The organism is Bacillus sp. FJAT-29790, from assembly GCF_019039215.1.
GTDB lineage: Bacteria > Bacillota > Bacilli > Bacillales > Cytobacillaceae > Cytobacillus.
In genome coordinates, this window is record NZ_JAHNZZ010000001.1 from 1538620 (window position 1) to 1554271 (window position 15652).

At 36.6% G+C, this 15652-nt stretch carries 14 protein-coding genes; 4 read left to right on the forward strand and 10 right to left on the reverse strand.

The window, feature by feature from the left end:
- Window positions 1–270: 270 nt before the first annotated feature.
- Window positions 271–1074 (forward strand): EcsC family protein, encoded by an 804-nt coding sequence (locus BGM26_RS07165; RefSeq protein ID WP_217039064.1) that lies wholly within the window; start codon window positions 271–273, stop codon window positions 1072–1074.
- Window positions 1075–1123: 49 nt separating this feature from the next.
- Here BGM26_RS07165 and BGM26_RS07170 read toward each other — a convergent pair whose 3' ends face one another.
- Entirely contained in the window at window positions 1124–1699 is a 576-nt protein-coding gene (locus tag BGM26_RS07170) for a TlpA disulfide reductase family protein (protein WP_217039066.1), read from the reverse strand.
- A gap of 215 nt (window positions 1700–1914) precedes the next feature.
- A complete protein-coding gene (locus tag BGM26_RS07175; protein ID WP_217039068.1) occupies window positions 1915–2892 on the reverse strand; it encodes a polysaccharide deacetylase family protein in 978 nt (325 codons plus the stop codon).
- 186 nt (window positions 2893–3078) lie between these two features.
- On the opposite strand from BGM26_RS07175, the gene BGM26_RS07180 reads away from it, so the two are divergent.
- Window positions 3079–4491 (forward strand): glycoside hydrolase family 18 protein, encoded by a 1413-nt coding sequence (locus BGM26_RS07180; RefSeq protein WP_217039070.1) that lies wholly within the window; start codon window positions 3079–3081, stop codon window positions 4489–4491.
- 923 nt (window positions 4492–5414) lie between these two features.
- Window positions 5415–6893, forward strand: coding sequence for an Lsa family ABC-F type ribosomal protection protein (locus BGM26_RS07185; RefSeq protein WP_217039072.1), 1479 nt, complete (start codon window positions 5415–5417; stop codon window positions 6891–6893).
- Between the two features lie 506 nt (window positions 6894–7399).
- On the opposite strand, the gene BGM26_RS07190 is transcribed toward BGM26_RS07185, so the two are convergent.
- The 8 genes from BGM26_RS07190 to BGM26_RS07220 form a co-directional block, all read right to left on the reverse strand.
- Window positions 7400–8143 (reverse strand): maleate cis-trans isomerase family protein, encoded by a 744-nt coding sequence (locus tag BGM26_RS07190; protein WP_254119104.1) that lies wholly within the window; start codon window positions 8141–8143, stop codon window positions 7400–7402.
- 20 nt (window positions 8144–8163) lie between these two features.
- On the reverse strand, window positions 8164–9498 hold the full coding sequence (locus BGM26_RS07195; protein WP_217039075.1) for an MFS transporter: 1335 nt from the start codon (window positions 9496–9498) through the stop codon (window positions 8164–8166).
- A 118-nt stretch (window positions 9499–9616) separates the two neighbouring features.
- Window positions 9617–10027 (reverse strand): amidohydrolase family protein, encoded by a 411-nt coding sequence (locus BGM26_RS21440; RefSeq protein ID WP_254119106.1) that lies wholly within the window; start codon window positions 10025–10027, stop codon window positions 9617–9619.
- An 81-nt stretch (window positions 10028–10108) separates the two neighbouring features.
- Complete coding sequence (locus BGM26_RS21445) at window positions 10109–10432, reverse strand: amidohydrolase family protein (RefSeq protein WP_254119109.1); 324 nt, start codon at window positions 10430–10432, stop codon at window positions 10109–10111.
- 144 nt (window positions 10433–10576) lie between these two features.
- Window positions 10577–11248 (reverse strand): GntR family transcriptional regulator, encoded by a 672-nt coding sequence (locus BGM26_RS07205; protein ID WP_217039076.1) that lies wholly within the window; start codon window positions 11246–11248, stop codon window positions 10577–10579.
- A 710-nt stretch (window positions 11249–11958) separates the two neighbouring features.
- Window positions 11959–13086: a mechanosensitive ion channel family protein gene (locus BGM26_RS07210; RefSeq protein WP_217039078.1), complete on the reverse strand. Its 1128-nt coding sequence runs from the start codon at window positions 13084–13086 to the stop codon at window positions 11959–11961.
- A gap of 125 nt (window positions 13087–13211) precedes the next feature.
- Window positions 13212–13487: an IS66 family transposase gene (locus BGM26_RS07215; protein ID WP_302053224.1), complete on the reverse strand. Its 276-nt coding sequence runs from the start codon at window positions 13485–13487 to the stop codon at window positions 13212–13214.
- Between the two features lie 216 nt (window positions 13488–13703).
- On the reverse strand, window positions 13704–14489 hold the full coding sequence (locus BGM26_RS07220; protein ID WP_217039080.1) for a hypothetical protein: 786 nt from the start codon (window positions 14487–14489) through the stop codon (window positions 13704–13706).
- A 130-nt stretch (window positions 14490–14619) separates the two neighbouring features.
- On the opposite strand from BGM26_RS07220, the gene BGM26_RS07225 reads away from it, so the two are divergent.
- Entirely contained in the window at window positions 14620–15180 is a 561-nt protein-coding gene (locus BGM26_RS07225; protein ID WP_217039082.1) for a YdcF family protein, read from the forward strand.
- Window positions 15181–15652 lie beyond the last annotated feature (472 nt).

Sequence of the window (15652 nt, forward strand, 5' to 3'; positions counted from 1 at the left end):
ATAATAATAATAATAATAATAATAATATGGAATTCAAAATTACGGGTAACGAGCACGGTTATTTTAGTAGACTGTGCAAATTTTTTGCGCCAAATGGGAAATATATATTCGTTAACCAAAAAAGGAACCGTTCGGATGCGTTTTTAGGAAGATTCAATAGGAAAGTGTTGAAGCCAAGTATTACTGATTATTGCTGGTGCCTTAAATTGAAACCATTTCAGTACATAATCCGTAATTTTAATTATCTTACGATGGAAGGATTAATGCCTCTTGATTGAAAGACAGGAAGATTTGCTAGATGAACTGAAAAAGTGTGAGCAATGGGAAAAGAGCCAAAGCGGCCTTTGGTTTTGGGAAAAGCTTGGCAGGCTCCCTTTTAAATTGCTGGACAAGTTTACCCCGGTCTTTTTACAAAAAAAGATCGGCATTATTCTGGACGAGCTTGGTCAATTCATTCAATCTGGAGGCAGGTATTTAAGTCCCGTTTCCTCATTGAAATCCTATTATCCTAAAATGGGGATCGAAGGTTTGGCGGACGTGGCACCTCTACCAATTATACAAATGGATGAGGCCGTTACTAAACTTACAACCAATCGCAAAAGGCTCGCAACCTTTCAAGGTGCGACGACAGGGATTGGTGGCATCCTGACCATCTCAATCGATATCCCACTGCTCCTAGGCATGCAGTTAAAAACCCTTCAGGATATCGCGATTTGCTATGGGTATAACCCTAATGATAAAAAGGAACGGATATATATTGTCAAAATTCTGCAGTTCGTTTCTTCCGATATCGTTGGAAAAAAAGCGATTTTACAGCAGCTGTCACTCATTGACTCGCCAGATGAAGAAGCGAAAAGAGAAGTCATTTCAGAGCTTCAAGGATGGCGAGAGGTCATATTTACGTATCGGGATCAAATCGGATGGAAGAAGCTCTTCCAAATGATACCTGTTGCTGGATTGCTATTCGGGGCGTTTATAAACCGGTCTGCTGTCAACGATATGGCCGAGGCTGGGATGATGCTTTACCGTAAGAGACGAATTAAGGAACGCCTATCTATGATGGCAGAAAGTTAAATAAAAAAAACTGTGTTGCAATCATTTCGATTGCAACACAGTTTTTTTGCTACGGTAATCTTCTAATTTCTTTTTCCAAAAATTCTTCATCCAATGGCCCAATCACCTTACTCCTGATTACCCCATCGGAATCAATGAAATAGCTTGTAGGGTAACCAATTATTTCATAGTCAGCTGAGGCAGTCCCTTTTTCATCAAGAGGAATGGTAAAGGTGAGTTGAAAATCTTTGATAAATTTGTCAACGTCACTTCTCTTTTTCTCCGTCTGGGTGACGTTCACTGCCAGAATTTCGAAGCCGTCTTTCTTATATTTCTTGTATTGTTTCTCCATATATGGCATTTCGATTCTGCATGGCCCACACCAGCTCGCCCAGAAGTTCAACAAGATCGGTTTTCCCTTATAATCACTTAGTTTTACTGTATGACCTTCCAAATCCACTAACTCAATCTCGGGAGCTTTATCGCCCTTATTTAAGCCAACTGGCAGCTGTTCAGCATTTTCTATCTTTTCGTATTTCTGAAATTGCTCTGCCTTCTTTACAATCCCATTATCTTTCAGGATTGATTTGTCCACAATAAATAAAATAAGGACGATCAAAGCAGCCCCTATTAAAAATTTCTTCATGCAAGCACCTCATCAACAATTCGCAAACCGATTTATCAAATAATTATGATTGAATTTATTGAATTTATCATACTATACTTTCATTGATGACTCCATTTTTCTGCACTATGCACAAATCATACGGGGGAAATGGCTACCGATCTCATTACGAATGGTGTCAGGCACATAAAAAATAAGGTGTCCCAAAATAAATTTTGGGACACCTTATTTCACGTCTATTTCCCTAATAATTCTGGGATTGTAACAAATTCGTATCCTTGTGCGCGCAAATTATCTATCATTTTTGGAAGAGCCTCGATCATTCCATCCAATTTTAGCTCATCTTTGAAATTATGCATCAAAACAATCCCGCCTGGGACAGCCCGAATATTAACTCTTGATAAAATTGTATTTGCCGCAGTTCCATTCCAATCATAGGAATCAATCGTCCATGATATAGAACGGTATCCTAACTTATTTAAGATTTCAATCTGATTATCTTTGATCGCTCCATATGGAGGTCTGAACAAGTTGGTCTTAACTCCTGTAATCTTTTCGATTTCGTCCGTAGTAGACTGCACAGTTTGAATCATTTGTGAATCAGTTAAAGTTGTCATATTAGGGTGGTACCATGTATGATTGCCAATTGCGTGGCCTTCTTGATGAATCCGTTTTAGCAATTCAGGAAATGCTTTCACTTGCTGCCCTAGTACAAAGAAGGTTGCCTTTACATTTTTGGCTTTTAAGATTTCTAAAACTTTGGGCGTGTAAACATCCTCAGGTCCATCATCAAAGGTAAGGGCAATTACTTTCTTGCTGCTCGGCCCCATAAATATCATTCCAGCATAAGGTTTTTCTGGAACATTTATCACCTGTCCGGGATATATCTGATTTGAATTTTTTATTTGTGGATTCGCCTGTGTTAGTTCAGCAATAGATATCCCTAATTTAACAGAAATTTTATAAAAAGTATCTCCGGAAATAACTTTGTAATTACTTGCTTGGGGAATATCTAAACTTTGTCCCACGCTTAGCAATGTAGAAGTCAATCGATTATGGTTAACCAGCTTTTCGACTGTCATATTATTTTTCGATGCAATTTTCCAGAGAGTATCTCCAGATTGGACTTTATAAGCTGCAGCGTGTGCAATGTTTCCAAATGAAAGAATAAAGATTAATAGAGCAGTAAAAAAGCTAAAAACTTTTTTATTCATCGTCTTACTCCTTTTTTAAGATAACTCTGTCATTATAAAGCCTTCTTTAGCCGTAAGATACAATTAAAATTTGGAAATTTGCTTTTAAATCTTTATAAAGTCCTCCCTTGAACAGCAAACATTTATGATAAAACTCCTTAGCTAGGAATATAGTGGAATAGAAATGAATACGAAGGAGGTACGTACATGCAAATTCATGTTGTGCAGAGGGGAGAATCTTTATGGCAGATTTCACAGCGTTACGGGGTTTCTATAAATGAAATAACAACAGCAAATCAGCTGGAAAGTGCCGGTAAATTGGCTGTCGGTCAGGCTCTTGTTATACCGACGTCACATCTCTCTCATACAGTCCGCACTGGAGAGGCTTTATGGATGATTGCTAGGCGATACGGTACAACCGTGCAGGCAATTTTAAAGGCAAATAGAATCAGAGATCCGGCTCAAATTCATCCTGGAATGGTTTTAGTTATTCCTGCGAGAACCCATACCGTCCAGCCAGGTGAAAGCTTACCGCAAATTGCCCAACGGTATGGTGTCACGGCACAGGAGATTATTAAAGTCAACAGAATTCAAAATCCAAATTTGATTCCTTCGGGTACAGTATTGTCCATCCCGTTTGCAAAGCCTTTGATTGATGTGAATGCGTATACGAACACTATGGGCGAAGAAGCCGGCAGGCTCGTAACGGAGGTGGGGCGCTATTTAACATACCAGTCCCCTTTTGCATATGTCATGCGGGAAGATGGGTCTTTGGAATCCATCGATGACACAGCAACGATTCAAGCTTCATTAGCCGCTCATGTCGTCCCAAAGATGGTTATTACGAACTTTACTTTTAAAGATCCTGGATCGAAACTTGCTCATACGATCCTTTCCAACATAGATATTCAGTATCGGTTATTAACAAATATTGTGACTACGATGAAAAACAAAGGCTATCGCGGATTACACATCGATTTTGAAAATGTTCTTCAGTCAGACCGTGAACTTTACAATCAATTTCTTCAGCGTGCAGTCAACCGCATGCATTCCGAAGGATACTTTGTTTCAACCGCCCTTGCGCCAAAAACGAGCGGTGAACAAAAAGGTTTATTATATGAAGCTCATGATTATCCTGCACATGGACGAATTGCCGACTATGTGATCTTAATGACCTATGAGTGGGGGTATCGGTTAGGGCCGCCACAGGCGATTTCGCCGCTAAATCAGATTAAGCGGGTTCTTGATTATGCGGTAACCGTCATCCCAAGAAACAAGATTTTTATGGGCTTTCAAATATACGCACGCGATTGGCTCCTCCCACACGTTCAGGGTCAGGAGGCTGAAACCTTCAGCCAGCAGGAAGCGGTCCGTCGGGCCATCAAATATGGGGCTGCCATCCAATATGATCCCGTTTCACAGACTCCTTTTTTCCGGTATACAGATGAACAAGGACGCAGACATGAAGTCTGGTTTGAAGATGCCCGCAGTGCTCAGGCGAAATTTGATTTGGCAAAAGATTACAGGCTGCGCGGCATAAGTTATTGGGTGCTCGGCTATCCGTTTCCGCAAAATTGGCTACTGCTTGAGGATAACTTTAGGATTCGAAAACTGATTTAGGGTATTTTTTGTAAAGAAACAATATTAATTTCTATCATCTTAATGCACTAGAGGGATGAAATATTCCCTCTTTATGCTATTATTTCCCTAATTTTTGCCTATCACATAAGTCCATCTTTTATCTTTATTGTCCAGATGATCTTTCTTTACTGGTATACAGAAATTGACCTTTTCGTGAGCAGGTCTTCAGGTTGTAATTCTATTATCCCCTTCTCCACATTTTCGCTTAACTTTTCAACACCATAAAAATTTTCTAAAATTTTTAGAATGCTTTCTTCATCCATAGTTCTTGATTCATCAACAAGTTCTTCAAATTTTAAGTCAAAACACGCTAAAATTTTTTATTAAATCCTCTGCCACAATATAACTTTGAAGAAAATAGATTTCATTCCATTAAATTCAATCAGATATAATCCAACCGTCAGTTCTCATTTAAGGTTCGGTGAAGATGATGCCAAATTGTATTCTATAAAAAAATTTGTTAATATAAAAATACAATTATGAAAGGACTGATGGATGGACAATGATTAACTAATCTATATTTTTATTTGAAATGAATAACTTCAATCTACAAAATATAGGGTTAGTCTATCCATTTTTATAAATCAGTTTACACTTTATTTGTCATGATTCCATTGGCAAAAAAGAACTTATTTAATATAAGTGAAAGACTAATCCTTCCAATTGCAAATTGGGAGGATTTTTTATTCTCTCATAGTTAAGATTGATATTTTTTAATATGTAACTTTAATCTAATAAATAAAGGAGAGAGAAATGAGCGATTCAGACACTATTATTACGCATGTAATACTCCGTATAAGTCGTTAATATCCATCAAACTTATACGGAGAAATTTAGAATAGATGGATGTGCCGACTTTGTATAAAAAGTAAAAAGTGTTGATATACAAAGGAGGAATTATCATGTCAATGATACAAGTTCAAGACTTAACTTTTTCTTATCCAGGTAGCTTTGATAATATTTTTGAAGATGTAAACTTTCAAATAGATACGGATTGGAAACTTGGATTTATCGGTAGAAATGGACGAGGTAAAACAACATTCTTTAATTTATTATTAGGGAATTATGAGTATAGCGGGAAAATCATTTCTTCGGTAGAATTTAATTATTTCCCTTATCCAGTTTCGGATAAAAACAAGTATACTCATGAAATCTTTGAAGAAATTTGTCCCCAAGCAGAAGATTGGGAATTTCTTCGTGAAATATCCTATCTAAATGTAGATGCCGAGGTCATGTACCGACCATTTAAAACATTATCAAATGGAGAACAAACAAAGGTGTTACTTGCTGCACTTTTTTTGACTGAGGGTCAATTTCTATTAATTGATGAGCCAACCAATCATCTAGACACAGATGCACGAAAGATGGTCTCTGATTATCTAAGGAAGAAAAAAGGGTTTATTTTAATTTCACATGACAGAATCTTTTTAGATGGATGCGTTGACCATATCTTATCTATAAATAGGGCAAATATTGAAGTTCAAAGTGGTAACTATTCTTCTTGGAAGTTAAATTTTGATAGACAGCAGGAACACGAAGAGGCAACAAATCAGCGTCTACAAAAAGACATCGGGAGATTAAAACAATCTTCAAAACGTTCAGCAGGTTGGTCTAATCAAGTGGAAGCTTCCAAAAATGGGACAACGAATTCAGGTTCAAAGTTGGACAAGGGTTTTGTAGGACATAAAGCGGCAAAGATGATGAAGAGAGCAAAGAACCTTGAATCAAGGCAACAAAAAGCTATTGAGGAAAAGTCAAAACTGCTAAAAAATGTGGAAAAAACTGAGTCATTAAAATTAGAACCATTGGAATTTCAGTCAAATGAATTGATTGTTTTGGATGATGTGTCTGTTAAGTACGATGACCAAATAGTGAATAAGCCAATTAGCTTTAAAGTTGAACAAGGTGACCGAATTGTACTTGATGGAAAGAATGGAAGTGGGAAAAGTAGTATCCTAAAACTAATTCTAGGACATCCCATACATCATACAGGCTCAATGAATTTAGGTTCAGACCTCATTATTTCCTATGTCCAACAAGATACTTCTCATTTGAAGGGACTGTTATCGGACTTTATTGAAGAGCATGAGATAGATGAAACGTTATTTAAATCCATCCTACGCAAGATGGATTTTGACCGAATTCAATTTGAAAAAGATATTTCTCATTATTCTGGTGGACAAAAGAAAAAGCTGCTTATAGCCAAAAGTTTATGTGAAAAAGCTCATTTATATATTTGGGATGAACCGTTAAATTTTATTGATATTTATTCGCGCATGCAGATTGAAGAGCTTATTCAAAGATTTAATCCCACGATGGTTATTGTTGAGCATGATCAGGCATTTCAACTAACAGTTGCAACAAAAACTATATCTATGTAGTTAAATATGAAAAATTGAAGATATAATCAGTAAATCAGGTTATTAAACTATATGGTGCTTTAATTGAAGAACGTAGCTAAAATGATTAAACTTTTTTATAAAAATCTCATATTAGGAAAAATAACCAACGCATTTTGATTAATCTTTTTTCAAAATGCGTTGAATTCTTTTATGATGAAATCATCCTTTTTAGTTAATTTTTAATCAAACTTTATTTCAAAGCTACATCTTTCGTTATTAAATTTATTACATTTAAGAATAAGGTCTATTTCCCCAGAAAACTTTTAAAAATTTTCATACGTGATATAATTAATTTATGAATTCTGTACATTGAAAATTGCATACATGTAAGGGTTGGGATAGCTAATCTTCTATCCCGTAAAATGTATGGAGTCGTCTGAGAAGACGAAAATCGCCGTACAGAATCATTGTGAATTTTTCAGTCTTAACAAATGAAGAGAGCATTGCAACCCCCACAGGTTGAATGCTCATCAAAGATTACTTAATTAGCTACTTACCTTTTCCCTTGAAAATACTTTTCCCCATCCTTTTACAGTCCTTGGGTCTACACCTACCATTTTTAAGCATTCCCATATTAGTACATTGATCGTGTCGTACATAGGAATGTTATATTTTTCTTCATAATATTCCACATGATCTACTGCAGGAAAATTTGTGCATACAACACTTAATGCATCAGCAGGAGAAACAGTTACTGCTTGTATCATTTCTTCAATTCTGCCTTGATCTACTTGGCTAAAGGAACGATTTACTGTTTGGGAAAGTCCTTGAACATTAATCGTGTCAATATTGCAATGCTTTTTGTATTGTTCTGCTATTAATCTATTTATCTCAGGAATATATGGTGTAACAAGGTGCACAGATTTTATATTGTGTTCTTTAAATGCTCTTACTTGGGATAACATAGAGGTTGTTGCCGGAATTCCTGTTCTATTTGTAATCGCTTCACATAGTTCATGATCCACTTCGAAACCAAGCCATCCGCCAGAAGTTCCGTTCCACGCTATTAAATCAACCTCTGCATGTGCCAGCAACTCAGCAGCCTGGAGCATAGGTTCAAAATTAAATTGACTCAAGGCATCCTGCTCTAATGAGATTTTCGTAACCTCAAATCGACCATAATGGCAAGTAACCTCCGGAACACGATATAACATCTTCGAGCAAATTGGCTCTAGAACTGTGTTTGAAGAGGGAGTAAGCATTCCAATTTTTTTGGGTTCTTTTATCATGATTATTCCTCCTTAAATAATTAATGAGCAACCCCGATTTTTTTATTGTAATTAATTAGGCTTGATACCGTTGCTAAAAGGAGACCTGCGCCAACAAACACCATTAACGCCAAGAAGTAGGAATCGGTGAGTGAAACAATAATACCGATATAAATAGGGGTTACAATACCCGCAATATTTCCCGCAAAATTCATACAACCACCAACTGTACCAATATGCTCTCTTTGCGAGATTGCAGAAGGTATACTCCAATATAAGCCACCCCACCGAAGAAAAAATAATGCAATTGAGAGTGTAGTAATTGCCATCGTTACCGAAGTAGACCTACTTAATAGAAAAATTGAAATAGCCGTCATGATGCCTGCAATTGATAGCATCGTCCTCATTACTGTGTTAAAGTTACCACCTTTATCGCGCCACTTATCTGTGATTAATCCACCTATAATTTCCCCGATAAAACCAGAGCCAAAAATGATTAGTATCGATCCACCAATTGCTTTAATATCTAAATTTTGTGTTTTTGCAAGATAGGATGGCCCCCAAGTCATTAGTCCGTAAAAAACTGTGTTAAACGAAAACCAGCCGAGACACATACACCAGAAATTGCGAGCTCTTAAGTAATCTTTAGCACCAATTTTTACTCCCGAAGCATTACGTTTTTGTTCTTCATACTCTTCTTCGAGAGCTTTTCGAATATATTCACGTTCTGCCTCGTTTACTTTTGGGTTAGCATTTGGCCCCCCCTTTATAACTCTCCATGCTAGCCAAGCTATGATGATAGTAAGGATCCCAGCTCCAATTAATGCACCGCGCCATCCTCCAAACCATGCCATAAAAGCAATAATAATTGGTCCTCCAACGGCAGTTCCTAGCGGTGCTCCACTATCAATAATAGTAGCCCCACGGCCTCTTTCTTTGGAACTCAGCCATATGGATTGTAGCTTTGAGGCCCCCGGCATAACTGGGGCTTCTGTAATTCCTAGCAGAACCCTTAGGAATATTAATGATTTTGCACCCATGATAAAGCCTGTTAATGTTTGAACGATTCCCCAGCTTATGGCGGCGCCATAAACAACCTTATCTGGACGATATTTGTCCGCAAGCCAACCTGATGGGACTTGCATTAGAGCATATCCCCAAAAGAAGGAACTAAGGATGACTCCGACTATTGCAGGATCTAAGCCTAAATCCTTTTGGACCGCCGGCATAGCAATAGATAAAACAGCACGGTCAACATAGTTAATTGTAACGAGTAAGAGAAGCATAATAAACACACGCCAACGCACATTTGTTGGTTTTGCCGTTAAACCAAGTGATTGTTCTGACACTTGCAGACCTGCGCTACTTTTTGGCATAAAAATCCTCCTTTTTCAACTTAAGAGTCAAAGAGTTATGCTATTCTCAAAACGTTAAAGTAATTTTCAATAATCACCTCCTCTAATATTTGCTTAGTAAACGTAACTAGGGAAATTACTAAATATGAGTACTACCAGAAAGTAGCTCTCCTGTTCGTAAATTAGAATTTTTCTTCCTATATAAATACTGTCCTCGCCCTTGTTCACCGATAACATATCCATCACGAACAATTTCCTCACCCCTGGAAAGTACTCGCATAATGGCTCCTTGAACGACTGTACCCTCATAAAGATTGTAATCTACATTTTGGTATTGCTTTTCCTTTGTAATAATTCTAGAAGCTTTAGGATTAAATAGAACTATATCTGCGTCAAATCCAACAGCGATACTTCCTTTTTTTGGATACATTCCAAATATTTTTGCAGGACCTGTAGACATAATCTCTACAAACTTTTGTAAAGAAATTCTTCCCTCATGAACCCCAAAGTGGTAAACAATAGAAAAAGTATCTTCTATACCAGGAACCATTCTAGATAACTTAAAGGAATGGAAAAAGAAGGGGGAACCTTTTTTAATAGATTACGGGTTTCATACAATTATAAGCGAATATTATGACCATGTTCTTGAGGAGCTCCCAACCTTTTTAGGCTTTGTAAAGTTAATGATGCTTGTATTTCCACCAACTGCAGCTACTCTGGTACCGCTTACAAAATCATCTGCAGTCCCAGCACTTTGGAATGGCCAACCAAGATGGGTATGAACATCTATACCCCCTGGAAATATGTAATGTCTATTCGCATCAATAACATAGTCCTCCTTTTCGGGAAAAAGGTGATCCGATATAGCTGCTATTTTTCCTTTATCTATCATAATATCTGCATTAAAACAATCAGTTGCGGTAACAATCGTTCCGTTTTGTATAATAGTTTTCAACTGATTAACCTCCTATATCAATAAAATACTAAAATGTCGTCTGTCGACAGCTTTAAATTTTCAACTTCTATGATTACTCTTATAATGAAAAGAGCGTATTATAGACGCTCATATTCTAGTGGGAATATCAATTTTTTTAAGTACTTATTGGTTTGCAAAAATTTCTTTCAAATGAGTTAAATCTGTTTCAAGATGTTTTCTCATCATAAATGCGGCTTTTTCTTCATCTCTACGTTTCATAAAGTTAAGAATTTCTTGATGCTCGTTGAAAACAACCCATTCTCTATTCTCACCCTGGAAGTTTAAAACTCTGTAATAGTGACTCAAAGAGTTTAAATCTCTAAGCTGTTTTTTTAATCTTCTATTTTGACTATACTTTGTAATAAGATCGTGAAACTGAGTATTTTCCGTGATAAGCGCTAGTCTATTTTGCTCATCTGCAGCATCTAAATATCGTTTTGAATTAAGTACAGTATTTTCAATTCTTTTTATCTCCTGCCCTGAAGCAAGCCTTGTTGTCAATCTTGCAGCTAATGACTCAAGTGCCATCCTGCATTCATATATATCTTCAATATCCTTCATCGTAGGCTTGTATACTGTAATTCTTGATTTTTCGTCTATTACTAAGAGACCTTCTTTTTCTAACGCGCGTACTGCTTCCCTTACAGGGCTTCGGCTAATATTAAATTCTCTTGCTATTTTTGCTTCAAAAATTTTATCACCAGGCTTTAGTACTCCCTGAACGATCATTTCTCGAATGGAATTGTATACTTGTTCATAATATCTCACTGGTTTTTCAATCTCAAAAGTGTTCATTTAATCTCTCCAATCTTGTCGTCTGTCGACACTTTTTATTTCCAATCCCCCCAAAGATAAAATAAAGTGCACACCTCGAATAACTACTGATTACATAGGCATTCGCCTGTCTCTTTTTAAGAATAGCATCTTCATACATGCATTTCAATATGTTTTTTCAATTTTCATACTATTTGTTTAATTTTTGTTTACACAGTATATTTATTAATATCGAGTAAAAGGAGGGGATTCCCTCCACCTCAGACACCATTGTACCGATCGGGATCCTATAGACTGCAACTTTGCTGACGCAAAACAAATAGGCATAATTTTTATATTATGCCTTCCAATCTTACTTTTAAGATTCATAAGGTGCGTTGTCATATGCAACTCCCCCTCTGTTAACTTTAGTGTATAGTTTAAGTAATACACGGAGGTTGATCGACATGAAAAATAATAATGGTAAACGATATTCGGAGGAAATGAAAGAATCTATTCTTAAGAGAATGAAGCCTCCTTACTGAATTAGGGTATTTTAGTAAAGAAACAATATTAATTTCATCTTAATACACTAGAGGGATGAAATATTCCCTCTTATATTATTTCCCTAATTTTCGCCTATCTCATAAGTCCATCTCTTGTCTCTAATGTCCAGATGATCTTTCTTTACTGGTACACAGAAATTGACCTGTTCGTGAACAGGTCTTCTGCTTGTTAAAAGGGGATAAAAATCACGAATCTTTGTGTAGGATTTCAGGTACTTCACTTTTAAAACTCTCACTTCTAACTTTACCATTCCCCTCTGATTTTGAATCGACATACAATTTTCTATTAGGAATCGCAAGGGAAACCCCTTCTTTATCAAGGATTTCCATTATTTTAAAGTTGATTTCTTCTTTTACTTTTAAGAAATCTAACCAGACTGTTGTTTTTGTGAAAAAATAGAGGTAAATATCTAACCCATCTGCCCCATATTTATCAAACTTCGTAACGATTGTGTCTTGGTGGATTTCAGAATGATTTTTTAGCATATACTCCATCTGTTTAATAACACCTTCTAATTTATCTTTGGGTGTTTCATACGTTACACTTAAATTGAACACAATTCGCCTTTTTCCCATTTCACTCCAGTTCGTTATTGTTTCATTTGCTAGTTTTGCATTTGGTACGGTTACGAGTGCTTGTGCAAATGTTCGTATCCTTGTGGTTCTAAAAGTAATCGTCTCAACTGTTCCTTCTACGCTAGGTGTCAAAATCCAATCTCCAATTGTAAAAGGTTTTTCCGTAACGATTATGACTCCTCCAAATAAATTACCAATTGCATCCTTAGCAGCTAGGGCAAATGCAAGTCCGCCTAATCCTAAACCTCCAACAAAACCAATAACATTATAATTAAATTCTTCTGCAATCCCACTAAAGATAAGTACCACAATGATAACCCGTATTAATTTAGACACGAACGGGATGAGTATTTCATCGATTTCAAAATTGAATCTTTCGTTAAGCTTGGCAAAAAGAAGCGTAGATGAAGATGATAAGTTAAACAATCCCCAACCAACAACAAAGATAATAGAGGATTTTATTAATTTCACAAATAACACATGTGTTGGATCTAAATAAGGGAAATACCAAGCGGATACATAAATTCCCAATAGAATAAACATCCACTGAATTGGTCTTTCGAATGATAAAAACATGTGAGCGAAAAAACTATGTGATTCTTTTCGAATCCATTTTATTAGCAGAGCAATGACATACTTGGCAAAAAACTTCCGAAGAAGTAAGAACAGCAAAAAGATACCTACTGAAATTACAACGTCTTTTATGAATTCGTATGAAAAGAATAATTTCCATGACATAACGATCCATCTCCTGAAAATTTGCGATTTTAAAATGATCTGTTCTTCTAATATTTTCAGCTTTCTTAATTTGGTTGAAATAAGTAGTACAATAAAGCAATTGAACATATACGATTTTGTAAATGTTACGGACTACTTTTATTATTCGCGATTTTGACTGAAAGTAGCCAATAAAAAAATGCAAAAAGAGTCTGTCCCTCTTTCTGCATTTGTAAGGCTTGAAAGCTTGTTTCATCCGCATGAAGGATGGTTCGAGCAAGTAGATCCTCATGCATCCTTTTATACAATATCACTAACCACTGATCAGCCCCGTATAATAACCAACTATCCTTCGTTTGACGTGATAAGTAGATTTCCATTCGTTTGAAATGCTTTTCCTGACGATTAGGGGAAAAATCCATTCGACAAAATGAATCAAATCCCTTCTAAATATATGAATTTTTCACAGGATTGTTCTCGCATGTACGGCTTATGCCCTTGTTTTTGTTCATATGAATTCTTCAAGAAGGCATCTCAGTTGCCTTCTTAATATGGTAAGTGGCACAGGATGTTGCGTTGGCCAGTCAAACTTTCCTTTCTCCAATCTGCGATAATGCAAATTAGCCTGTTCGTATATTTCAATGATTTGTATAGTGAAAGAGTTTCGTCAAAATCGCGAATATCTCTACCCGATCCTCTCCCTCCAAATCTTGTTCAAAAGACATCACAGGTGTATTTGCATCCTTAAACCGCTTCCCCCACTCCAATGGCATCAAGCCTTTTCGTAACCGGCCTGCTTTTATACGATCACCTTTAAAAAAACGATAATCCATAAATAACAAGGAACGCTCGACGGTAATTCTTTTCCCTTTCTTTTGAAAAATAAATTCAGAGCGCTTTTGCGATGGTTTCTGAATGATAGATGATTTCAAGATTCCTTCTGAATCTAATATTTCTATTCTATTATTTTTCACGATAAAAATTGCGATAAGCCCGTTTGTCTCATCGTACAGTCCATATTTCCTTTTAAAAAGCTTGTCCAAAAAATAAGGCATAACCCACCGGATCGACCAAAATTTCATGTCTTTTATTTCTCCTACCAATTGCCCTTCAGGATCAAAGAGCAGCATTCTTAATGATGGTGCTGGCATAAAGGTGATGAGGACTGAATCCTTTTTCAATAATATTGAAGTCTTATCATCTATATGATTTTCAGTTATTTCTTTTGCACGCTTGTCATTGATCAAATAAAATTGATAGCAAATAAAGCTGTATAATAAAAATGGCAAAACGATGAAAACCATCTTTCCCTGGGGAGCAATAATGATTCCGTATACGATCAGAAAAAACGGCGGCACAAGCGAAGCCATGCTTGCATTTAAAGAAATAGATGCCGTTTTCTCATAATATTGTTGAATATTCATGTTCAAGTCTCCCTGTATATAATCAATGAAAATCCCATTTTCAATGATTGGCAAATTTAAGATATAATGAATGGAATCTATACTAGTCTATTAACGAATCCATTCAAACATGATTTCCAGGAGGAAAAACATGAAAAAATTCATTTTTTGGGGCGCTGTTATCCTAATTCCATTCATTATCATCACTTCTCTCCATGCTGAAATGATGAGAACGGCCCGCAAGTCCCCTCCTTCCGACATTCCTTATTTGATTGTCCTTGGAGCAAAAGTTAATGGGGAAGAAATGTCTCTTAGCCTTCTTTACCGGGCCAGAAAGGCACTTGAGTATTTAGAAGAAAACCCTGATACTGTTGTCATTGTTACCGGAGGACAAGGAAAGGGAGAAGATATTACCGAAGCAGAAGCTCTGAAACGTTTCTTTTTAGAAAATGGAATGAATGAAAACAGGATACTGAAAGAGGATCTCTCCACGTCAACCTATGAAAATCTTACATTCACGAAAGACTTATACGAAATCGATCAAGCCGTCATTGTCAGCAATGATTTCCACCTTTACCGCTCAATAAAATTGGCTCAAAAGGTTGGCATTAAAGGGTATCCATTGGCAGCGGAAACACCGCGTGTTGTCAAAACATCTCTTTTCATAAGAGAATATGCGGCCATTCTAAAGATGAAATTGCTTGGTTCATAATGGCTTTCTATTTTAGAAAAGCGAGATATGAAATGAGCAGCAAAATCAAAGAACCCGATGCACGCTAATTTTTTCAACTAGTAACAAATAGAAAAACCTCTTTTTTGATGCTTTTTGAACCGGGATAAAAACTTCAATTTTTCAACCCAATTTTTATAACTCCTAGTATTAGCAAGACTTGATTCAGACCTCCTTAGTTTCTTTCCCTAATTCAAGAGTGCCTAATTTTAAAGGAAAATAAGCTCTTTTATTTTCTTCAAGCATACTATGTGGAGGACTAAATAAAAGTGGGTGAAAACATGACAATAGATTCTCAACGCATTATGGGCATGGGAGGGTTCCCTGGCATGGGCATGGGTGGGTTCCCTGGCATGGGCATGGGAGGGTTCCCTGGCATGGGCATGGGCGGGTTCCCTGGCATGGGCATGGGTGGTTCTCCTGGTATGGGTGGAGTCCCTGGCATGAGTATGGG

Bases quoted from the DNA above. Each gene is read 5' to 3' on its own strand.
- BGM26_RS07175 (WP_217039068.1), bottom strand. From the start codon at position 2,892: ATGAATAAAAAAGTTTTTAGCTTTTTTACTGCTCTATTAATCTTTATT.
- BGM26_RS07215 (WP_302053224.1), bottom strand. From the start codon at position 13,487: ATGGATTTTTCCCCTAATCGTCAGGAAAAGCATTTCAAACGAATGGAA.
- BGM26_RS07220 (WP_217039080.1), bottom strand. From the start codon at position 14,489: ATGAATATTCAACAATATTATGAGAAAACGGCATCTATTTCTTTAAAT.
- BGM26_RS07170 (WP_217039066.1), bottom strand. From the start codon at position 1,699: ATGAAGAAATTTTTAATAGGGGCTGCTTTGATCGTCCTTATTTTATTT.
- BGM26_RS07195 (WP_217039075.1), bottom strand. From the start codon at position 9,498: ATGCCAAAAAGTAGCGCAGGTCTGCAAGTGTCAGAACAATCACTTGGT.
- BGM26_RS07210 (WP_217039078.1), bottom strand. From the start codon at position 13,086: ATGTCATGGAAATTATTCTTTTCATACGAATTCATAAAAGACGTTGTA.
- BGM26_RS07185 (WP_217039072.1), top strand. From the start codon at position 5,415: ATGTCAATGATACAAGTTCAAGACTTAACTTTTTCTTATCCAGGTAGC.
- BGM26_RS07190 (WP_254119104.1), bottom strand. From the start codon at position 8,143: ATGATAAAAGAACCCAAAAAAATTGGAATGCTTACTCCCTCTTCAAAC.
- BGM26_RS21440 (WP_254119106.1), bottom strand. From the start codon at position 10,027: ATGGTTCCTGGTATAGAAGATACTTTTTCTATTGTTTACCACTTTGGG.
- BGM26_RS07205 (WP_217039076.1), bottom strand. From the start codon at position 11,248: ATGAACACTTTTGAGATTGAAAAACCAGTGAGATATTATGAACAAGTA.
- BGM26_RS07180 (WP_217039070.1), top strand. From the start codon at position 3,079: ATGCAAATTCATGTTGTGCAGAGGGGAGAATCTTTATGGCAGATTTCA.
- BGM26_RS07225 (WP_217039082.1), top strand. From the start codon at position 14,620: ATGAAAAAATTCATTTTTTGGGGCGCTGTTATCCTAATTCCATTCATT.